The organism is Mycobacterium sp. (assembly GCF_036490025.1).
Lineage (GTDB): Bacteria > Actinomycetota > Actinomycetes > Mycobacteriales > Mycobacteriaceae > Mycobacterium.
The window spans coordinates 15,391-34,854 of the sequence record NZ_DASXEP010000159.1 but is presented as its reverse complement, the minus strand read 5'-3'; the positions used below and the strand labels follow the sequence as shown (position 1 = coordinate 34,854).

The 19,464-nt window shown below is 66.3% G+C and carries 24 protein-coding genes, 1 tRNA gene and 1 pseudogene; 16 read left to right on the top strand and 10 right to left on the bottom strand.

Annotation, left to right across the window (positions count from 1 at the left end):
• Position 1 precedes the first annotated feature (1 nt).
• The 4 genes from VGG53_RS18095 to VGG53_RS18080 are packed head-to-tail and all read left to right on the top strand — an operon-like array spanning position 2 to position 3,103.
• Positions 2 to 1,099 carry an ABC transporter ATP-binding protein gene (locus tag VGG53_RS18095; protein ID WP_331519456.1) on the top strand — a complete coding sequence of 366 codons (1,098 nt, stop codon included), beginning with the start codon at positions 2 to 4 and terminating at the stop codon, positions 1,097 to 1,099.
• 2 nt (positions 1,100 to 1,101) lie between these two features.
• Positions 1,102 to 1,785 (top strand): ABC transporter permease, encoded by a 684-nt coding sequence (locus tag VGG53_RS18090; protein WP_331519455.1) that lies wholly within the window; start codon positions 1,102 to 1,104, stop codon positions 1,783 to 1,785.
• Positions 1,782 to 2,504, top strand: coding sequence for an ABC transporter permease (locus tag VGG53_RS18085; protein WP_331519454.1), 723 nt, complete (start codon positions 1,782 to 1,784; stop codon positions 2,502 to 2,504). The genes VGG53_RS18090 and VGG53_RS18085 overlap by 4 nt, the downstream gene beginning before the upstream one ends.
• Positions 2,505 to 2,542: 38 nt before the next feature.
• Positions 2,543 to 3,103, top strand: coding sequence for a putative glycolipid-binding domain-containing protein (locus VGG53_RS18080; RefSeq protein WP_331519484.1), 561 nt, complete (start codon positions 2,543 to 2,545; stop codon positions 3,101 to 3,103).
• Here VGG53_RS18080 and VGG53_RS18075 read toward each other — a convergent pair.
• A complete protein-coding gene (locus VGG53_RS18075; RefSeq protein WP_331519483.1) occupies positions 3,066 to 4,010 on the bottom strand; it encodes a prephenate dehydrogenase in 945 nt (314 codons plus the stop codon). The two genes, VGG53_RS18080 and VGG53_RS18075, sit on opposite strands and share 38 nt — an antisense overlap.
• 130 nt (positions 4,011 to 4,140) lie before the next feature.
• Between VGG53_RS18075 and VGG53_RS18070 the strand changes: the two genes are divergently transcribed.
• The 3 genes from VGG53_RS18070 to VGG53_RS18060 all read left to right on the top strand — a co-directional run bounded on the left by VGG53_RS18070 (position 4,141) and on the right by VGG53_RS18060 (position 5,309).
• On the top strand, positions 4,141 to 4,653 hold the full coding sequence (locus VGG53_RS18070; protein WP_331519453.1) for a tRNA adenosine deaminase-associated protein: 513 nt from the start codon (positions 4,141 to 4,143) through the stop codon (positions 4,651 to 4,653).
• Positions 4,654 to 4,730: 77 nt separating this feature from the next.
• Positions 4,731 to 5,189, top strand: a complete 459-nt coding sequence (locus VGG53_RS18065) for a nucleoside deaminase (protein WP_331519482.1) — start codon at positions 4,731 to 4,733, stop codon at positions 5,187 to 5,189.
• A gap of 29 nt (positions 5,190 to 5,218) precedes the next feature.
• A tRNA-Ser gene (locus tag VGG53_RS18060) sits at positions 5,219 to 5,309 on the top strand.
• A gap of 6 nt (positions 5,310 to 5,315) precedes the next feature.
• Here VGG53_RS18060 and usfY read toward each other — a convergent pair.
• From usfY to VGG53_RS18045, 3 genes are all read right to left on the bottom strand, one after another.
• On the bottom strand, positions 5,316 to 5,615 hold the full coding sequence (usfY, locus tag VGG53_RS18055; RefSeq protein ID WP_331519452.1) for a protein UsfY: 300 nt from the start codon (positions 5,613 to 5,615) through the stop codon (positions 5,316 to 5,318).
• A 129-nt stretch (positions 5,616 to 5,744) separates the two neighbouring features.
• Entirely contained in the window at positions 5,745 to 6,125 is a 381-nt protein-coding gene (locus VGG53_RS18050) for a hypothetical protein (RefSeq protein WP_331519451.1), read from the bottom strand.
• Positions 6,126 to 6,187: 62 nt separating this feature from the next.
• On the bottom strand, positions 6,188 to 6,961 hold the full coding sequence (locus VGG53_RS18045; RefSeq protein ID WP_331519449.1) for a DUF732 domain-containing protein: 774 nt from the start codon (positions 6,959 to 6,961) through the stop codon (positions 6,188 to 6,190).
• 121 nt (positions 6,962 to 7,082) lie between these two features.
• Here VGG53_RS18045 and VGG53_RS18040 point away from each other — a divergent pair.
• The 3 genes and pseudogenes from VGG53_RS18040 (at position 7,083) to VGG53_RS18030 (ending at position 9,855) form a co-directional block, all read left to right on the top strand.
• Positions 7,083 to 8,437, top strand: a pseudogene (locus tag VGG53_RS18040) (WS/DGAT/MGAT family O-acyltransferase).
• A 5-nt stretch (positions 8,438 to 8,442) separates the two neighbouring features.
• Positions 8,443 to 8,928 (top strand): NUDIX domain-containing protein, encoded by a 486-nt coding sequence (locus tag VGG53_RS18035; RefSeq protein WP_331519448.1) that lies wholly within the window; start codon positions 8,443 to 8,445, stop codon positions 8,926 to 8,928.
• 21 nt (positions 8,929 to 8,949) lie between these two features.
• A complete protein-coding gene (locus VGG53_RS18030) occupies positions 8,950 to 9,855 on the top strand; it encodes a haloalkane dehalogenase (RefSeq protein ID WP_331519447.1) in 906 nt (301 codons plus the stop codon).
• Positions 9,856 to 9,866: 11 nt separating this feature from the next.
• Here the strand turns inward: VGG53_RS18030 and VGG53_RS18025 are convergent, their stop codons facing one another.
• The gene (locus VGG53_RS18025) at positions 9,867 to 10,307 is read right to left on the bottom strand and encodes a lipoprotein LpqH (RefSeq protein WP_331519446.1); all 441 of its coding nucleotides are present in this window, start codon (positions 10,305 to 10,307) and stop codon (positions 9,867 to 9,869) included.
• Positions 10,308 to 10,401: 94 nt separating this feature from the next.
• Between VGG53_RS18025 and VGG53_RS18020 the strand changes: the two genes are divergently transcribed.
• Complete coding sequence (locus tag VGG53_RS18020) at positions 10,402 to 11,634, top strand: cytochrome P450 (RefSeq protein ID WP_331519445.1); 1,233 nt, start codon at positions 10,402 to 10,404, stop codon at positions 11,632 to 11,634.
• 2 nt (positions 11,635 to 11,636) lie between these two features.
• On the opposite strand, the gene VGG53_RS18015 is transcribed toward VGG53_RS18020, so the two are convergent.
• Both VGG53_RS18015 and VGG53_RS18010 read right to left on the bottom strand, forming a co-directional pair.
• Positions 11,637 to 12,071 (bottom strand): nitroreductase family deazaflavin-dependent oxidoreductase, encoded by a 435-nt coding sequence (locus VGG53_RS18015; protein WP_331519444.1) that lies wholly within the window; start codon positions 12,069 to 12,071, stop codon positions 11,637 to 11,639.
• Positions 12,064 to 13,155, bottom strand: coding sequence for an ATP-dependent DNA ligase (locus VGG53_RS18010; protein ID WP_331519443.1), 1,092 nt, complete (start codon positions 13,153 to 13,155; stop codon positions 12,064 to 12,066). Before VGG53_RS18010 ends, VGG53_RS18015 begins: the two co-directional genes overlap by 8 nt.
• 38 nt (positions 13,156 to 13,193) lie before the next feature.
• On the opposite strand from VGG53_RS18010, the gene ligD reads away from it, so the two are divergent.
• Together ligD and VGG53_RS18000 are read left to right on the top strand one after the other, a co-directional pair.
• Complete coding sequence (gene ligD, locus VGG53_RS18005) at positions 13,194 to 14,219, top strand: non-homologous end-joining DNA ligase (protein ID WP_331519441.1); 1,026 nt, start codon at positions 13,194 to 13,196, stop codon at positions 14,217 to 14,219.
• 77 nt (positions 14,220 to 14,296) lie between these two features.
• On the top strand, positions 14,297 to 14,638 hold the full coding sequence (locus VGG53_RS18000) for a hypothetical protein (RefSeq protein ID WP_331519440.1): 342 nt from the start codon (positions 14,297 to 14,299) through the stop codon (positions 14,636 to 14,638).
• A 40-nt stretch (positions 14,639 to 14,678) separates the two neighbouring features.
• Here VGG53_RS18000 and VGG53_RS17995 read toward each other — a convergent pair whose 3' ends face one another.
• Entirely contained in the window at positions 14,679 to 15,314 is a 636-nt protein-coding gene (locus tag VGG53_RS17995) for a cutinase family protein (protein WP_331519439.1), read from the bottom strand.
• 60 nt (positions 15,315 to 15,374) lie between these two features.
• Here VGG53_RS17995 and VGG53_RS17990 point away from each other — a divergent pair, with 60 nt between their 5' ends.
• On the top strand, positions 15,375 to 16,679 hold the full coding sequence (locus tag VGG53_RS17990; protein WP_331519438.1) for a serine hydrolase domain-containing protein: 1,305 nt from the start codon (positions 15,375 to 15,377) through the stop codon (positions 16,677 to 16,679).
• A 7-nt stretch (positions 16,680 to 16,686) separates the two neighbouring features.
• Here the strand turns inward: VGG53_RS17990 and VGG53_RS17985 are convergent, their stop codons facing one another.
• A complete protein-coding gene (locus VGG53_RS17985; protein ID WP_331519437.1) occupies positions 16,687 to 17,541 on the bottom strand; it encodes a phytanoyl-CoA dioxygenase family protein in 855 nt (284 codons plus the stop codon).
• A gap of 96 nt (positions 17,542 to 17,637) precedes the next feature.
• On the opposite strand from VGG53_RS17985, the gene VGG53_RS17980 reads away from it, so the two are divergent.
• Positions 17,638 to 18,036 (top strand): PPOX class F420-dependent oxidoreductase, encoded by a 399-nt coding sequence (locus VGG53_RS17980; protein WP_331519436.1) that lies wholly within the window; start codon positions 17,638 to 17,640, stop codon positions 18,034 to 18,036.
• A 53-nt stretch (positions 18,037 to 18,089) separates the two neighbouring features.
• Positions 18,090 to 18,599 (top strand): DUF5078 domain-containing protein, encoded by a 510-nt coding sequence (locus tag VGG53_RS17975; protein WP_331519435.1) that lies wholly within the window; start codon positions 18,090 to 18,092, stop codon positions 18,597 to 18,599.
• A 20-nt stretch (positions 18,600 to 18,619) separates the two neighbouring features.
• On the opposite strand, the gene VGG53_RS17970 is transcribed toward VGG53_RS17975, so the two are convergent.
• Positions 18,620 to 19,306: a TetR family transcriptional regulator gene (locus tag VGG53_RS17970; RefSeq protein ID WP_331519434.1), complete on the bottom strand. Its 687-nt coding sequence runs from the start codon at positions 19,304 to 19,306 to the stop codon at positions 18,620 to 18,622.
• Between the last annotated feature and the right edge of the window lie 158 nt (positions 19,307 to 19,464).

Here is a 19,464-nt window from a genome sequence, read left to right as displayed (position 1 = left end):
GTTGATCGGCTTCCATGACGTCCACAAGGTCTACGCTGACGGGACCGTCGCCGTCGACCGGTTGAACCTGGAAGTGCCCCAAGGCACGCTGACCGTTTTCGTCGGCCCGTCCGGGTGCGGCAAGACGACGTCGATGCGGATGATCAACCGGATGGCCGAGCCGACGTCGGGAACCGTGGTCGTCGACGGCGCCGACGTCGCGGGCGTCGACCCGGTGCGGCTGCGCCTCGGGGTCGGCTACGTGATCCAGGGCGCGGGCCTGATGCCGCACCAGCGGGTGATCGACAACGTCGCGACGGTGCCGGTGCTCAAAGGCCAGTCGCGGCGGGCGGCACGCACCGCCGCCTACGCGGTGCTGGAGCGGGTGGGCCTGGATGCCAAGCTGGCCAACCGATATCCCGCACAGCTGTCCGGCGGCGAGCAGCAGCGTGTCGGCGTGGCGCGAGCGCTGGCCGCCGATCCGCCGATTCTGCTGATGGACGAGCCGTTTTCGGCCGTGGACCCGATAGTCCGCCAGGAGCTGCAACGCGAAATACTCAGGCTACAAGCCGAATTGCACAAGACCATCGTGTTCGTCACGCACGACATCGATGAGGCGATCCGGCTCGCCGACCGCGTCGCGGTGTTCGGCCGGGCCGGTGTGCTGCAGCAGTACGACGAACCCGCACGGCTGCTTTCGCGCCCGGCCAACGATTTCGTGGCCAGGATGATTGGTGCCGGCCGTGGCTACCGCTGGCTGCAGTTCTTGGACGCGACGACGCTGCCCCTCCATGAGATCGCCACCATCACCGACCCCGCTGCTGTTGCCGAGGCGCAGCTTGGCGACGGCTGGGCCCTGGTGGTCAAACCTGACGGCGCGGCCTTGGGCTGGATCGACGCCAACGGTGTGCGCAAGCACCGCGATGGCGCATCGCTGCGCGACAGCGTGACGTCGGTCGGTGCGCTGTTCCGGCCGGACGCCAACCTGAGCCAGGCGTTGGACGCCGCGTTGTCGTCGCCGGCGGCGATGGGCGTGGCCGTCGACACGGCCGGCAAGGTTATCGGGGGAGTGCGAGCCGGTGATGTGTTGGCCGCCTTGGATTCTCACCGGCGGGATTAGCCGTGCACTATCTGATTCATCACCTTCCGGCGGCGTGGGCGCTGACCGTGATCCACCTACGGCTGTCACTTGTGCCGGTGCTGGCCGGGCTGGTGATCGCATTGCCATGGGGCGTGCTGGCCTGGCGCACGACGGCGCTGCGACGACTGACCACGGTTACCGCCAGCGTGGTGTTCACCCTCCCGTCGCTGGCGCTGTTCATGGTGCTGCCGCTGATCATCCCGACCCGCATCTTGGACGAGGCCAACGTCGTTGTCGCGCTGACCCTGTACACCACGGCATTGCTGGTGCGCGGGGTGTTCGAGGCATTGGACGCGGTGCCGCCACAGGTGCGGGACGCCGCCCGTGCCGTCGGCTACCGGCCGATCACCCGGCTGCTGAAAGTCGAACTGCCACTGTCTATTCCGGTGCTCGTCGCGGGTTTGCGCGTTGTGGTGGTGACCAACATCTCGATGGTCTCGGTGGGCGCGGTGATCGGCATCGGCGGCCTGGGCACCTGGTTCACCGAGGGCTATCAGGCGAACAAGAGCGACCAGATCGTGGCCGGAATCGTCGCCATCTTCGTGCTGGCGGTCGTCATCGACGTCTTGCTGATGCTTGCCGGCCGGGTCGCGACGCCCTGGGCCCGCGTCTCGCGTCCCGGTCGCCGGTTGCCGACGGCCCCCGTGGTGGGCGGCGCGCGATGAACTTCTTGTCCCAGGCGCTGTCCTATCTGTTCACCGCGGATAACTGGGCGGGCCCGGTGGGACTGGCGGCCCGCACGCTGGAGCATCTGGAATACACCGCGGCGGCGGTGGCGGTTTCGGCGCTGATCGCCGTCCCGCTGGGGTTGATCGTCGGCCATACCGGGCGCGGCACGCTGGTGGTGGTCAGCCTGGTCAACGCGCTGCGCGCGTTGCCGACGCTGGGGGTGCTGCTGCTGGCCGTGCTGCTGTGGGGGCTGGGGCTGGTGCCGCCGATCGTGGCGCTGATGCTGCTCGGGATTCCGCCGTTGCTGGCCGGAACCTACGCCGGGGTGGCGGCGGTGGACCGCACGGTGGTCGACGCCGCACGTTCGATGGGCATGACCGAGTTGCGGGTGCTTTTACGAGTCGAGGTGCCCAACGCGCTGCCGCTGATCGTGGGCGGGCTGCGGACCGCGACGCTGCAAGTCGTCGCCACCGCGACGGTGGCGGCCTATGCCAGCCTGGGTGGGCTGGGCCGATATCTGATCGACGGCATCAAAGTGCGTCAGTTCCACATCGCACTGGTCGGCGCGCTGATGGTGGCCGCACTGGCGCTGATCCTCGACGGCGTGCTCGCATTCGCGGTGTGGGCATCGGTGCCCGGCATGGGCCGGATGCGCCGTAGCCCACAGCACCAGACGTCGAAATCTCTGCAGCCGTCGCTTAACGTAGACGCGTGAGCCCAGCCCCGGACGCGACGAGCAGTTCCTGGTCGGCGATGCTGACCTGGCGGTCACACGACGCCAGACGGATGGAGTCGGTGCGGGTGCAGTTGTCCGGCAAGCGAATCAAGGCCAACGGCCGCATTGTCGCCGCCGCCGCCGACACCAACCCGGCCTTCGCCGCCTACTACGACCTGCAGACCGACGAGACCGGTGCGACCAAGCGACTCGGCATGACGGTCACGCTGGCCGAGCGGGAACGGCAGCTCGCCGTCGCCCGCGACTTGGAGAACATGTGGATGGTCACCGGCTACCAAGGCGAGTCGCGAGCGGCCTACGAGGGGGCGCTGGACGTCGACGTGGCTTTCAGCCCGTTCTTCAACGCGCTGCCGATTCGCCGGGTCGGGCTCAACGAGCGGGCCGACTCGATCACGGTGCCGACGATTTACGTCAGCCTGCCGGAAATGACCGTGACCTCGGCGGCGATCAGTTACAGCAGCGCGGCCGTGGACTCCAGTGAGGGGATCAAGGTGCATTCGCCGGTGTCAAAGACGACGCTCACGGTCGACGCCGACGGGTTCATCGTGGACTATCCAGGCTTGGCAGAGCGGATCTGATCACGCCGCCGGCACGACCGGCGGCAGCCAGTTCTGCGCGCCAATCCTCGGCGCCGACGAACACGGTGAAGATCTGCGGTCGCGAGAAACTGTCGTAGCGCGCGCGGGCGGCATGCCCGTCCTCGACAAGTTCTGCCACAGAGTCGTTGTGCTCCAACGACTCTCGGGCTTCGGTCAGCAATGCGATCGCACGGTCAACCCGTGGTAGCAGCTGGCCCGCATTTGCTTCGCACATCGCCCGCACCAAATCCGGTGCGCTGCCCGCCACCCGGGTGCCGTCCCGAAACGACCCCGCGGCCAGTGCGAACGCCAACGGCACCTCCGCCGCCGTCACCGCCAATGCCTCGGCGAGCAGGTGCGGCAGGTGCGAGATGGCCGCGGCCGCGGCGTCGTGTTCGTCGGACCGGGCGGGCACCAGGAACGACCCGCAGTCCAGCGCCAGGTGCATCACCGTCAACCACACCGTCGGGTCCACATGGTCGTCCACGCTGATCACCCACGGGGCGCCGGTGAAGAGCCGGGCATGTCCGGCCTCCCAGCCCGAATACGCGGTGCCGGTCATCGGATGTCCTCCGACGAAGCGTGCTTGCAGGCCCGCCGCGGTCACCGCGTCGAGCACTGCGCCTTTGACGCTGGTGACGTCGGTGAGCGCGCAGTGCGGCGCCGTTTGGCTGATATGGGCCAGCAGGGTCGGCAACGCCGGCATCGGCACGGCCAGCACGATCAGCGCGTCGACGTCGGCGGCCCGGGTCAGCGCCGCGGTCAGGTCGGTGGTGGCGTCGAAGCCGTCGAAGCGGGCGGCCTGGGCCCCTTCGACCGACCGGTTGTAGCCGAACGCCTCGCGGCCGGCCGCGGTGGCGGCGCGCAGAATCGAGCCGCCGATCAGCCCCAGGCCCAGCACGCACACGGATGTCTTCGCCACCCCCCAAGGTTGGCACATCCGTGCGAATTCGCACTGTGCTATCCCGCTCGACGCGATGCCGATTTGCTGGGGATGTGCTGGTCAACGGGCTCTGGCACGACTAGCGTAGGCGCCCATGGGAGCACAACGGGCTTCCGCGCAGGCGGACACTCCGGACGGATTCGGTGTGGCCGTCATACGTGAAGACGGCAAATGGCGTTGTTCGGCCATGCGGCCGAAAGCCCTGGCCAGCTTGTCCGACGCGGAGACCGAATTGCGCGAGTTGCGCAGTGCCGGAGCGGTTTTCGGCCTCCTGGACGTGGACGACGAATTCTTCGTGATTGTGCGGCCCGCGCCGTCGGGAACCCGGCTGCTGCTTTCCGACGCGACCGCGGCGCTGGATTACGACATCGCCGCCGAAGTGCTGGACAACCTGGACGCCGACATCAACCCGGAAGATCTTGAAGACGCCGACCCGTTCGAAGAGGGCGATCTAGGGTTGCTGTCCGATGTGGGGCTGCCCGAGGCGGTGCTGAGCGTCATCCTCGACGAGACCGATCTCTACGCCGACGAGCAGCTGGGCCGCATTGCGCGAGAGATGGGCTTCGCCGATGAGCTGTCGTCGGTGCTCGACCGTCTCGGTCGGTGATCGCAAGCGCGGCGGAGCCGGGCGCAGCGGGTCGCCGCCATGAGGCTCGGTCGGTGATCGCAAGCGCGGCGGGGGCGGTGAGCTCCGACGAAGATCTGATCCGCGCGGCGCTGGCGGTAGCCCTGACCGCGGGTCCACGCGATGTGCCGGTGGGCGCGGTGGTCGTCGGGGCCGACGGGACCGAGTTGGCCCGCGCGGTCAATGCGCGTGAGGCGCTCGGCGATCCGACCGCGCATGCCGAGATCCTGGCCATTCGGACGGCCGCTCGCGCACTCGGCGACGGCTGGCGGCTGCCCGGAGCGACGTTGGCGGTCACCGTGGAGCCGTGCACGATGTGCGCGGGTGCGCTGGTGATGGCGCGGGTCGACCGCCTGGTGTTCGGGGCCTGGGAACCCAAGACCGGCGCGGTTGGCTCGCTGTGGGACGTGGTCCGCGATCGCCGGCTCAACCATCGCCCGGCGGTACGCGGCGGCGTGCTGGCCGAGGAGTGCGCCGGCCTGTTGGAAACTTTCTTCGCCCGCCAGCGATTGGGATAGCCGAGCAGCTGTTGGGTAAGCTCTCCGGCGGTGGCGTGTCCGAGCGGCCTAAGGAGCACGCCTCGAAAGCGTGTGACGGGTAACCCCCGTCCGAGGGTTCAAATCCCTCCGCCACCGCCAACTGCGCTAGCTGTACCGACCGTCGGGGTGCGCGGCGTGCCACTGCTGCTCGATGCGGATCACCCGGCGCTGCTCGACGACGATCCACAGCGCTCCGGCGAGTGCTCCGAGCACGGCGATGAGCGTCGTCGTGGTGAGCCATTCGTAATGCCGGTAGGCGGCGGCTGCCACCGTGCAGATAATCCCGAACGCTGCCACGGCCAGCAGGATCAACCCAGGCCAGAAGAGGTTGTCCTTCATGGTGATACCAGCATGCGGCTGCGTGGTCCGAGAATGATCCGTCGGATCGTGATGAGTGTCCCCCACCACGTCTCCCTCCGTCGTCGGACGAGATAACCAAATGTTACTCACTCGGCATAGCTACCAGAGGCTGTTGCCGAATTTGCACGGGGTGTCGCGATTACCCGATTCTGAGCGGCATCCGCCTCGATTGGGTCAGGTCGAGCCGGCGCGTTGGCGGCTCAACAACTCGGGCAGTGACACTGCCCCAATCGTTGTCACGAGCCAGACCACGAGCGTCGTGGCCACCCAGGATGCCATGCCGCGAATGGTGAGCCCGTGCGTCACTGCGGTGGCCAGACTTAACGCGAAAACGGTCACTGCCAAACCGGTGCCCCCAAGGGCCAGCGACGCATACCCATGGGGCAGCTTCAAGATCAGCAAGGACAGCACCGCCTGGGCTACAGCGAACACCACGACGCCGACGATGAACCCCGAGACCGACAACGAAACGCCGGGAACAACCCATGCGGCCACCAGTAGTCCGATCGCCCACGATCCCGTAAGCAGAACTGCGCGCAGCAGAAATTGCCTCATGGCACTAAGCCTAGGTCTCGGGAGTTGGTCCATGAAAGACCGGACTCTGATCTCCGGACGGGTCAGCGTCCGCCGGGCAGGCCGTCGCTGATGCCTTGCAAATCGTGGTTGATGCCCTGCAGATCACCTTGGATGGCTTGCAGATTGGTCAGCGATTTCTGAAAGGTCTGCTGCATCTGATCCGAGTTCGCCGTCCCGTACTGCGGGCAGTACGTGATGACGGCAGCAGCAGTGACATCCGCGCTTTGATCGGCATCCCAGATCGTCGATTGCTGTACGAAGTGCGCGGCCTCCGTGAGGCTGGGTTGTCGCCCGAGGAAGTCGCACACGGCATGCCCCTGGGCGGTGACGTAGTCGCGGCTGGGGACCGGCACGCCTTCGTGTTGCAACGCGTCGATCAAAGCCTTCTCGGCGATGTCGACCGGCGCAGTGTGGTTGGCCGGCGGAAACAGCGGTGCGTGGGCGGCCCGGCTGGCCTGCTCATCTGACGGCGGGGTTGCCGTCGGCTCCGTCGTTGAGTGGCGATGGTGCATGACAAGCATCGCGGCAACCACAGCGGCAATGGTGATCAGCGACAGCGGGATCGCCGCGCGCAGCGCAAGGCGCAGCAACAGACTCTGACGACGTCGAGGCGGGCGATCGTCGGCTTCGGCAGCGGGCAACCAGATCTCGTCGAGCACCGCGGTGTCGCGCAGCGCCTCCGCGGGATGCCCCAGGCGCTCGTCGAGAAGCGCGTCGAGTTGCTGACTGGACAGCTGGCCGCCACGCTCGCGGATGGAGCGGCGCTGGGCTGCCAGCCGCCGCAACTCGGAGTCGATCGTCTCGCGATCGCGCATCTCTTGAGCTTAGAACCATCCGGCGCCGTTACCACCCGGTCTCGGCGCAAATCGGGCCGACGATGAAAGGGCACCGCGCGAAGTGCAGAACGGCCGACCGGGCTCGGGCTTTAATGGTGCGATGGAACTGATGAGCCCCACCGATTCGGTATTTCTGATGACCGAATCCCGCGAGCACCCCATGCACGTCGGCGGGTTGCAACTGTTCGAGCCGCCGGAGGGCGCCCGGAATTCGTCCGGGAGATCTACGACGGCTTGGTCGCCAATACTGACTTCCAGCCCACCTTCCGGAAACATCCTGCCCGGCTGCTCGGCGGGATCGGCAACCTCGCCTGGACCCATGACGCCGCCGACGACGTCGACATCGACTATCACGTGCGGCGGTCGGCAGTGCCGTCGCCTGGACGCGTCCGCGAGCTGCTCGAGCTGACCTCGCGGTGGCACAGCGGCCTGCTCGACCGGCACCGCCCGCTGTGGGAAGCGCATTTCGTCGAGGGGTTGAACGACGGCCGGTTCGCCCTGTACAGCAAGTTCCACCACTCGCTGATCGACGGCGTCTCCGCGTTGCGACTCATGCAGCGGACGCTGTCGACCGATCCCGATGACGTTGAAATGCACGCCATTTGGGACCTGCCCCGACGTCATCGGGACACCGGAAAGCCGAAACGGCCTGGCCTGATCCAGTTGGCGGGATCCGTTGCGGCGTATGGCCCTTCGACGTGGTCGCTGGCCCGCGCCGCGCTGGTGGAGCAACAGCTGACGTTGCCGTTTGCCGCGCCGCGCACGATGTTCAACGTTCCCATCGGCGGTGCGCGGCGAGTTGCCGCCCAGTCGTGGGGGCTGGACCGGCTCAAGAGCATCAAGCGGGCCGCCGGCGCGACCTTCAACGACGTAGTCCTCGCGATGTGCGCCGGCGCGCTGCGCTACTACCTGCAGGATGAGCGAGCGCTGCCCGACACTCCGCTGATCGCGATGGTTCCGGTGAGCATGCGTTCGGAGGAACACGCCGACAGTGGCGGCAACCAGGTCGGTGCCCTGTTGTGCAACCTGGCCACCGACGTGGACGATCCGGTGAAACGGCTGGAAACGATCAGCCAATCGATGCGGGGCAACAAAAAGGTGTTCTCCGAATTGCCTCGGCTGCAAGCGTTTGCGTTGTCGGCTTTTCTCATCGCGCCGTTGGGACTGGCCATGGTCCCGGGCTTCGTCTCGACGGCACCGCCACCGTTCAACATCGTCATCTCCAATGTGCCGGGGCCGACCGAGCCGATGTACTGGGGCGGTGCCCGGCTGGACGGCAACTACCCGCTGTCGATCGCGCTCGATGGCCAGGCGCTGAACATCACCGTGGTCAACAACGCCGGCAACATCGATTTCGGTCTGGTCGGATGCCGGCGAAGCGTGCCACACCTGCAGCGGCTGCTCGGTCACCTGGAAACCGCACTCAAGGATCTGGAACGCGCGGTCGGAGTCTGACTCCCGTGCCCAAGCTCAGCGCGGGCCTGTTGCTGTACCGGGTGCGCGACGGCGTTGTCGAAGTCCTGATCGCGCATCCGGGTGGGCCGTTTTGGGCGCGCAAGGACGACGGCGCCTGGTCGATTCCGAAGGGCGAGTACGCGCAAGGCGAAGACCCATGGGCAGCCGCGCAGCGCGAGTTCGAAGAAGAGATCGGGTCGGCACCACCGGTCGGCCCGCGCGTCGATCTGACTCCGGCCAAGCAACCCGGTGGCAAGGTCGTCACCGCGTTCGCGATACTGGGTGACCTCGATGCGGCGGCTGCACACAGCAACACCTTCGAGCTCGAATGGCCAAGGGGCTCAGGGCAAATGCGAACCTATCCCGAGGTCGATCGGGTGGAGTGGTTCCCGGTGGCCCAGGCCAGGGCGAAGTTATTGAAGGGCCAGCGTGCCCTGCTGGATCAACTGATGGCAGACCCCAGCGTGGCCGGTTTGCGGGAGGGCCGATGAACCTGGCGTATGTTCGCATTCATGCAGACGCTGCGCACACCTGACGACCGTTTCACCGATTTACCCGAATTTCCTTATCGCCCAAGCTATTGCGACGTTGCAGATGGCGACGGCGGGACGCTGCGGATGGCCTGGGTGCACGACGGTCCGGCCGAGGCCGACCCGGTGCTGATGCTGCACGGCGAGCCGTCGTGGTCCTTCCTGTACCGCAAGATGATCCCGGTGCTGGCCGCGGCCGGGCACCGGGTTATCTGCCCGGACTTGGTGGGCTTCGGTCGCTCGGACAAGCCGACTCGCATCGAGGACCACAGCTACGCGCGTCATGTCGAGTGGGTACGCCAACTGGCGTTCGATGTGCTGGATCTGCAGCAGGTGACCTTGGTCGGACAGGATTGGGGTGGGTTGATCGGGTTGCGGCTGGCCGCCGAACACCCCGAGCGGTTCAGCAGGCTGGTGGTCGCCAACACCGGGTTGCCCACCGGTGACATACCGATGCCGGAAATCTGGTGGCAGTTCCGCCAGGCGATCCAGGGGGCGCCGACGATCGACGTCGGCCGGTTCGTGCAGGGCGGCTGCCGTCGCCCGATGGGCGACGAGATCCGCGCCGGTTACGACGCGCCTTTTCCCGACGACAGCTACTGCGCGGCACCACGGGCCATGCCCGGCCTGGTGCCGACCTCGCCAGACGATCCCGCCGGGCCGGCCAACCGGTCCGCATGGGCGACACTGTCCGCGAGCTCGACGCCGATGCTGGTCGCCTTCAGCGACGGCGATCCGATCACCGGCGGCATGGCGCCGATCTTTCAGCGGGAGATGCCGGGCGCACAGGGGATCAATCACCCGGTGGTAGGCAATGCCGGGCACTTCCTCCAGGAGGATGCCGGCGAAGAGCTCGCCGGATACATCGTGGACTTCTTAGCCGGCTGAGCCGAAGCGGTTCAGCAGGACACCGCGACGGCGAACGTCTCGGCCTTCAGCCTGGTCGGTTGCGCATCGTTGAAACCCAGTGCGGCCCCGGTGATGTGGTAGGTGGGACCGGTCATGGTGACCGCGGCCTCGCCCTGCAGGTCGCGCTCATAGGAGCCGGTGAAGCCGTCGAGATCCTCGAGCCGTACGAACTCGGCCTTCAGCCGGCTCGCGTTGGACACCATCGCGCTCACGCCCGATGCCTGGTGGTCGGTGTGGATCCTGGTCATCCACGCGATCGACTCACACCGCACCGAATACGTGCGGCCCACTTCTTTGCCGTCGACGGTGAGCACTGCGGTGCCGGGCGGCAACACCCCCGCCCTGGGTGATGCGGTCTTATCGGACGAGCAGCCGGCGGTGGCGCCGATCAGCAGCATCGCCGCGGCGGCAACGCAGATGCCTTTTTCCACTGCAGAAATGTAGCGCCGCGGGCCCGTCGCTGTCTTGTGGTGTTCGCGGGACCGTAGCCACCTGCAGTTTCTTTGACACCTGCACAATGCAAATATGTCTGCCACGTCGAGTGTCGCCGGTCCGCAGGAACTCCTGCTGCAACTGCTGGACCCGGCAAACCGGGCCAACCCGTACGCGGTCTACGAGCGGTTCCGCGACCGCGGCCCCATGCGACTTCCCGACGCCAACCTCACCGTCTTCTCGTCCTACCGCGACTGCGACGAGGCGTTGCGGCACCCGTCGTCCTCGGTCGACCGCCTCAAGTCGACGGTTGCCCAACGGATGCTCGCCGACGGTACGACCGAGCGCCCGCAAGTGCCGCCGATGTTTCTGTTCCTCGATCCGCCCGATCACACCCGGTTGCGCAAACTGGTCAGCAAGGCATTTGTGCCCAAAGTGGTCAACGCGCTGGCGCCGCACATCGCCGACCTGGTCGACGGGATGCTCGGCCGGGTCGCCGACCAAGGCCGATTCGATGTCATCAGCGATCTGGCGCATCCGCTGCCCGTGACGGTCATCTGCCGGCTGCTCGGCGTTCCGCTGGAGGAGGAGGCGGAGTTCAGCCGGGCGTCGGCGTTGCTGGCGCAGGCGCTGGACCCGTTCTTCGCGGTCACCGGCGCACCGGTGGACGGCATGGACAAGCGGATCGCCGCGGGTCAGTGGCTGCGGCAGTATCTGCACGGCCTGATCGACCAGCGTCGCTCTGCGCCCGGCGACGATTTGATGTCGCGGTTGATCGCGGTCGAGGAGTCCGGCGATCAGCTGTCCGAAGACGAGATCGTCTCGACCTGCAGCCTGCTGCTGATCGCCGGTCACGAGACCACGGTGAACCTCATCGCCAACGCAATGCTGGCCATGTTGCGTGACCCGATGCAGTGGGCCGCGTTGAGCGCCGACGCCGAACGCGCGCCGGCGGTCATCGAGGAGACACTGCGATACGACCCGCCGGTGCACCTGGTGGCCCGAATTGCCGCTGACGACATGACAATTGGTGACACGCAGGTCGCCAAAGGCGACACGATGATGCTGCTGCTGGCCGCGGCTCAGCACGACCCAGCCGAGTTCGACGAACCGGCGATCTTCAATCCCGATCGAAAAGCGTTCCGGCACTTGTCCTTCGGGCGTGGACTGCATTACTGCCTGGGCGCACCGCTGGCCCGGCTGGAGGCCGCTGTCGCGTTGTCGGCGGTGACGGCGCGCTTCCCCGATGCGCGGCTGGACTCCGAACCGGTCTACAAACCCAACGTCACACTGCGCGGACTGGCGTCACTGGATGTTGTGGTCTGAATTCAGTCGCGCGGCTTCGCCGGACCGGTCGGCGTGAGTGCGACGACGGGAATCGTCCGCGACGTCTTGCGTTCGTAGTCGGCGAATCCCGGGTACCGCTGCGCTTGCAGCGCGTACTTCTCGTCGCGCTCGGCACCCTCCAACTCGGTGGCATGCACGTCGACGATGTCGTCGCCGACCTCGACGCGAGCGTCCGGATTGGCTTTCAGATTCCAGTACCAGGCGGGATTGCTGTCGGCACCGGCGTAGGAGGCAAAGATCAAATATCGCTCGCCGTCAGCCTGATACATCATGATGTTGGTCCGCGGCTGCCCGCTGCGAGCACCAACGGTGTGCAGGACGACCAGCGGGGCACCCTCGAAGTTGCCGCCCACCTGACCGTGATTCGCGCGGAACTCGGCGATATTGCGTTCATTGAAGTCATTGCCGTCACTCATGTCCGACAGTCTTCCCGGTTGCGCCGAGCCCGGGGACGATATCGCCGAGGCTGAACGTGACAGGATCCTCGAGCTGCGCATAGGTGCATGAGCGTGGCTCACGGTCAGGACGCCAGCGGTTGAACTGAGCGGTGTGACGGAACCGCTCGCCTTCCATGTGGTCGTAGCGCACCTCGACGACGCGTTCGGGGCGTAGCGGCACGAACGACAAGTCCTTACCCGCGTTCCAGCGAGAGAACTCGTTCTTTCGTGGCGTGCGTTCGCCGGCCTGGTGGGCAGCCCAGTTCCACGGGTGATCGTCGAAGCTGGTCACCAACGGCTGCAGCTCGATGAACAGTCGCCGTCGCTCGGCCATCGAAAAAGCGCCGATCACGCCGACCGACGCCAGCGTCCCGTCGTCGTGAAAGAGCCCGAGCAACAACGAGCCGATCGCGTCGGCGCCGGATTTGTGCACCCGGTAACCGGCGACCACGCAGTCCGCGGTGCGCTCGTGCTTGATCTTGAACATGACGCGCTTGTCCGGCTGATAGGTGATCGTCAACGGCTTGGCGATGACGCCGTCGAGACCTGCGCCCTCGAACTCGTCGAACCAGCGTTGCGCGGTCGCCAGATCCGTTGTCGCGGGCGTGACGTGAATCGAGGGACCCGACGTTGCGAGCGCATCGACCAACGCCGCGCGGCGCTCGGAAAACGGCCGGCGGGTGTAGTCATCGTCGCCGAGCGCGAGCAGATCGAAGGCGATGAAGGACGCTGGCGTCTTCTCGGCCAGCATCCGCACCCGCGAATCCGCCGGGTGGATGCGCTGCTGCAGTGCTTCGAAATCCAGGCCGTGATCGGTGGCGATGACGATCTCGCCGTCGATCACGCACCGCTGCGGCAACTCGGCGGTGGCTGCGGCGACCAATTCGGGGAAGTACCGGGTCATCGGTTTCTCGTTGCGGCTGCCCACTTCCACCTGATCGCCGTCGCGGAAAAGGATCGACCTGAACCCGTCCCACTTGGGCTCATATGAGGCGTCCGACGGGATCGATTTGACGGATTTGGCCAGCATCGGCGAAACCGGCGGCATCACAGGTAAGTCCATTTGCACATTGTGCTGGAACCGTGTGCTGGAATCGGGATGTGGCAGCGCCAGCAGAGGAACTCGACGTCGACGGGATCGCGGTCCGGCTGACAAATCCGGACAAGGTGTATTTCCCGAAGCTGGGATCGAACGGCACCAAGCGACGGCTCGTCGAGTACTACCGCGCGGTCGCGGGCGGCCCGATGCTGGCCTCGCTGCGCGACCGGCCAACGCATCTGCAGCGCTTCCCCGACGGCATCGACGGCGAGGAGATCTACCAGAAGCGCATACCGCAGCACCACCCCGACTACCTGGAGACCTGCCAGGTCACGTTTCCGTCGGGCCGGACCGCCGACGCGCTACGGGTGACCCACCCGGCCGCCATCGTATGGGCCGCGCAGATGGGCACGGTGACGCTGCACCCGTGGCAAATCCGCTGCCCCGATACCGAGCACCCCGACGAGTTGCGCGTCGACCTGGATCCGCAGCCCGGTACCGGTTTCGCGGAAGCACGGTCGGTCGCCGTCGATGTGCTGCGGCCGTTGCTCGACGAGCTCGGGCTGGTCGGTTATCCCAAGACATCCGGCGGTCGCGGTGTCCACGTGTTCGTGCGGATCAAAACCGATTGGGATTTCATCCAGGTACGCCGCGCCGGCATCGCGCTGGCCCGCGAGGTGGAGCGTCGCGCGCCGGATGCGGTGACGACGTCGTGGTGGAAGGAAGAACGGGGCAAGCGCATCTTCATCGACTTCAACCAGAACGCCCGCGACCGGACGTTCGCGTCGGCCTACTCGGTGCGACGTACCGAGATCGCCACGGTGTCGATGCCGGTCACGTGGTCCGAGCTGGCCGATGCCAATCCCGACGACTACACGATCGCGACCGCGGCCGATCTGGTGGCCGGCCGTGATGACCCGTGGGCCGATATCGACTCGGTCGGCCAGTCGATTGCGCCGCTGCTGGAGATGGTGGCCGCCGACGAGGAACGTGGCCTCGGCGACCTGCCGTACCCGCCCAACTACCCGAAGATGCCGGGCGAGCCGAAACGCGTTCAGCCGAGCAAAGACACCGACCGGAAGAAGTAGCTTTATAGCTTGTGCAGCACAACCAAGATCGGCGTACGTTTCCTTCATCCCTGGGGGCCGGCAAACAGGTGGTAGCTGTGAGGAAATTACTGATCGGCGGGATGGTCGCGGCGGCCGTCATCTGCACACCATCAGCGCAGGCTTACAGCGGTGATCAGGCGTCAGCCGAACAGGCTGTGACGGCCATCTACAACCGGGTTCAACGCGGATGCACGCCGAGCATGCCGCCGTCGCTCCAGTCGATCAGCTGGGACAACTTCAACCCGGACGCCGGCGGCGCGGGCACTATCCACGACGCCAACCCTCAGTTGGGTGGCGCGTTTCAAGTGGCTTACTGGAACGAAAAAGTCGGCCCTGCTCATGACTCGCCCCCGTTCCGCGCGTACGGGCAATGGGGTGTGAACCTCGAGTTCTGCTGAGCCGATCACCGAAAACCGGCGGGCACCGGTTCCGGTAGCGCTACAGCTTGTGCGCCACGAACGTCGCGGCCTGGTCGGTCGCCCCGGGAACATAGCCCAGGTGCGCGATAATGCTGCCGCCCTCGGCGCAGATGTTGTCGTCGGGCAGGCAGATGTCGATGGTCTTCGGGCTGTAACTCGGGTTGATCGCCGGAATTTGATTGTCCGACAACTGCTTTGCGTAGCTGCTCTGCGGATTTCCGAAAAGGGCAACGGCGGCAACGTGATTGGCGACCTGCGCGGACAGTTGGTGGCTGGTCATGTCCATCACGCCCGCGCCCTGCGAATATCCCCCCAGCACGATTTTGGTGTTCGGGCAGTTCGCGGCCGTGCCCTGGACGTGGGCGACCGCGTCGCCGGCACCGGCATGGGCGCTGTTCACGTAGTCGTTGGTCGACGGGTAGTCGACCGGGTAGAGATTCACCGACTTTCCGGGCAGCTGACCGGTCAGCGAGTCGAAGAAGGCCTGGCCGGGCCCGCCCGGTCCGACGGGTTCACCGGTGCCGCGGGCGAACACCACTTCGGCGTCGGGGCACCCATCGGCTGCGGCGACAGGAAAGCCGGCAGGAGCGCTGAACAGGGTCAAAACCAATAGCGGCGCACTGGCAATGCCGCGGCAGATGCTGCGTCTCGTCATGTTGGGAATGTTGCCATCCTTTCGATCCGACGGGTTCACTACAGGGAATAGCATCACCTGATGATCGCGTCGCAGCGTGGCGGTGTAGCTCTGTTGAAGGCCGATGACGGCCTGCCTCGCGGCGTCCGCGGCGCCGCCGATCCGCGCTTCGCGAACGTGATCCGCCTGTTCGCCGGGCTTTTCCCCGGACGCCGATTCGGCGGCGGCACGCTGTGCGTCTACATCGATGGTCGACCGGTCGTCGACGTCTGGACGGGTTGGTCGGACCGGGCGGGCGAGGTGCCGTGGACGGCCGACACCGCCGCGATGGTGTTCTCCGCAACCAAAGGAGTCGCCTCGACCGTGATCCACCGGTTGGCCGACCGCCAGTTGCTGGGCTACGACACCCCGGTCGCGGAGTACTGGCCGGCGTTCGGCGCCAACGGCAAGGCCGACATCACCGTGCGCGACGTTTTGCGGCATCGATCTGGGCTCTCGCATCTCAAGGGCATCGACAAGACGGAGTTGATGGACCACCTCCTGATGGAGGAGCGACTGGCCGCCGCACCGGTGGACCACCTGCGGGGCGCCCCGGCCTATCACGCGCTGACCTACGGCTGGCTGCTGTCCGGCCTGGCCCGGGCGGTGACCGGCTTGGGCATGCGCGAGCTGATCCGCACCGAGCTGGCGTCGCCGCTCGACACCGACGGGCTGCATCTCGGTCGACCGCCCGCCGGCGGCCCCACCAAGGTCGCCGAGATCCTGGCCCCGCAGAGCACCCGGGGAAATCCGCTGTTCAATTTCGTCGCGCCGCGGGTCGCCGGTCTGCCGTTCTCCGGCGCCCTGGGCGCGATGTACTTCCCGGGTATCAAATCCTTTGTGCAGGGCGATATCCCGTTTCTGGACGGCGAGATACCCGCGGCCAACGGCGTGGTCACCGGTCGCGGGCTGGCCAAGATGTATGCGGCACTGGCCAACCACGGCGACATCGACGGCACGCAGTTCCTCTCACCGGAGTTGGCGGAAGGCCTGATCGGAAAGCCGCGGGTGCTGCCGGACCTGAACATCATGGTGCCGATGCCGTTTCACCTCGGCTATCACGAATCGCCGATTCCCGGGTTGCTGAAGGGGTTCGGGCATATCGGTCTGGGCGGCACCCTCGGCTGGGCGGATCCGCAAACCGGCAGCGCGTTCGGTTTTGTGCACAACCGGCTGTTGACGCCGATGCTGTTCGACATGGCGTCGTTCGCCGGGCTGGCCCGCCCGCTGCGCAGCGCCATCACCGCCGCCCGTCACGCCGGCGTGCTCGAGGTGCCGAAGTTCGGCGCGGCTTACGCAAAGCAGCGAAAGCCGTTGGCCGGCAAGGCCGTAGCGGGCAGGCGCTAGGATCTCGCTACTCGTCGTCCAGCAATCGCAGCGGGTGCAAACCGTCGACCGCGCCGACGAACGGCGGGTGGATGCTGTAGCCCAGCATGCGGCGGATGTCGCCGGACACCGTCCGCGCGATCTCCCGCGACACCGACAGCGTGAAGGCCTCCATCGGTCGCAGCCACGGCTGGCAATACTGCGCCGTGACGGCAAGGCGGTCGGCCCTGCTGGTGTTGGCCCCGCCGCCGTGCCAGAGGGTGCCGACGAAGAACACGCACGAGCCGGCGGGCATAACGACCGGCAGTGATCGATCCTCGGGACCCGGTCGACGCTTGCCCCAGCGGTGGCTACCCGGGTAGAGCACCGTCGCGCCGTTGTCGGCGGTGAAGTCGTCGATGGCCCAGATCGTCGCGGCCGCCAGCGGCTCCCGAGGACGGGGAACCGGGTAGAAGCCGTCGTCGTGGTGCGCCAGCTGAGCGGCCTCGCCGGGCTGAATGTTGATGGCCTGCAACGCCGAAAGCAGGTAGTTGGGCATCAGCAGCCGATCCAGCACGGCCAGCACCCGCGGAGCGTCGACCAGTGCGTCACAGACCCGAGTCCTGCTCAGCACGCTGTAGACGCGTTGGGTACGTCGTCCCTCGAAGGAGTTGCGTCCGGTGCACCCCAGCCAGGGTGCGACGACATCGCGGATCTGCCGGCACTCCTCGGCGGTGAGCAGGTTCTCCCAGATGACGTAGCCGTCGCGGTCCAGCGCGGCCATGTCAGCCGCGACGACAGACGAATCGACCGAGGCGCCGCCGCTGGGCGTCCACTTGTACCGAAGCGCCAGATCGCTGCGAAGGTCTTCCAGCGTGGTGTCGGACTGGTCGTTGGGGGTCATCTGCACTCGTCCTTGGCTATGACGACACAGTAAGCCGAGTCCGGATCGGCGTCACGCGTTCGGCGCGGCCAGCACCGGAGCGTTATAAAGAAAAGCGTGGCCGCCAGCTTTCACGACGTCATCAAGTCCAAGTACCTGCGCTTGACCACCTTCACCAAGGACGGTCGCCCCAAGCCGACACCGATCTGGGGCGTGCCCGAGGGCGACAAGCTCTTGGTGATCACCGACGACGGGTCGTGGAAGACCAAGCGGATCAAAAACACTCCGCGGGTCACGATCGCCAAGAGCGGAGTGTTGGGCAAGCCCAGGGGCGACGACGTCGAGGGCATTGCCCGGGTGCTGCCGAAGTCGGAAACCCGACGGGTCTACAACGCGGTGCTCAAGCGGTACTGGTACCACGCCCCGTGGTTCTACGTGCACTCGATCGTGCGCGGTGGGATCGACAAGGTTCACGTCGGCTTGGAAATCAGAGCGATCACGCCGCCCGTTGGTTAGCCAAGCTTCCCAGCCCCTGGGCGCAGCCTTTATCGGAGCGTTATAGTAGCCGCATGCGTCTTTTTCGTCTGGGCCTTGCCGTCCGCGCCGGCCTCGCAGCGCTCGCTCTCAGTGCCGTCGTCACCGCGTTGCCGACCGCTTTCCCCCGGGTCGCCTCGGCCGATCCGGGGTTCACGCCGTGCGATGGCTGTTCGCAGAACGATTCCACCGATGATTTCCCGATTCCGCGGCGGATGATCTCAACGACCTGCGACGCCGAGCAGCTGCTCGCCGCCGCGCGTGATTTCGCACCGGTGTACTACCAGCGGTACATGATCGACTACAACAATCACCCGAACGTAAACCAGGACGCCCAAAACAAGGTGCACTGGTTTTACTCGCTATCGCCAGCGGACCGCAGGGCTTATTCCGCTAACTTCTATGCTCCCCAGATCGATTCGCTGAACCTGGCCTGGCCCAACCACATGAAGATCTTCTTCAACAACAAGGGTGTCGTCGCCAAGGAAACCGAGAACTGCCAGAACTATCCGCGCGGCGACATGTCGGTGTGGAACTGGTCTTAAAGGGTCCAGGGGTCGTAGCCCTATTTCGCGGGCTCGGCCAGTAGCCCCACACAGGTCGCCGTGATCAGTCGCGTCAACGCGGCGGTGAAATCGATGTTCCAGTCGGGCGGGACGTCCGTTCTTTTCGCGTACTCGTCGGCGAGCCTTTTCGGCGGGTGGGCCATTTGCCACAACGGCGCTGCCAGCGAGTAGGAAGCAAGAAGGACGTCGAAAGCACCCGCACGGCCCAGCCCTGGCAGCGCATCGTCGATCGCGTCGGTCAGCGCGAGCACCGCACCGTTGCTGATCTGCTTGAGCTCGAGAACCCGTTCGAGTTGGACTTCGTGCTCGAGGTGCAGGTGCAGGTTGGCAAGCAGGTCGCAGAACAACGGGTCGGCCGCCAAGCCATTGGCCAGGGCCCCGGCCACCCGGGCCGGCGACATGGCCCCAGGCTCGCGCAGGCTCTCGCACACGGCGTCGGAGAAACGAGCCCACCCCTCGGCGGCCAGATGCAGCAGCACCTCTTTATGTGAGGTGAAGTAGCGGCGCACCGCGGAGTAGTGCACGCCGGCCCGGCCGGCGACATCACTCAGCGTCACCGACGCGACACCGGATTCCAGCGCCAGTGAGCGTGCGGCTTCTACCAGCGCTGCTGCGCGCTGGCGCTTCTTGTCCTCGGTGCGGGCACGCTGGAACGAGAGCTGCGGCACCGCGCGAGGATAGCGCACACGGACGCATTGCGGGCCGCTGTGTAAGCCGGTACCGTCCGTTTACGCACGTGCCATGCGTTATATCTGGATAGCCAATAAGCGGGCTGAGGAGACGCGCCGGGGCGTTCGGTGTGGCGACGGGTAGCGTGACTCGCCGATTGGTTGGCGAATATCTT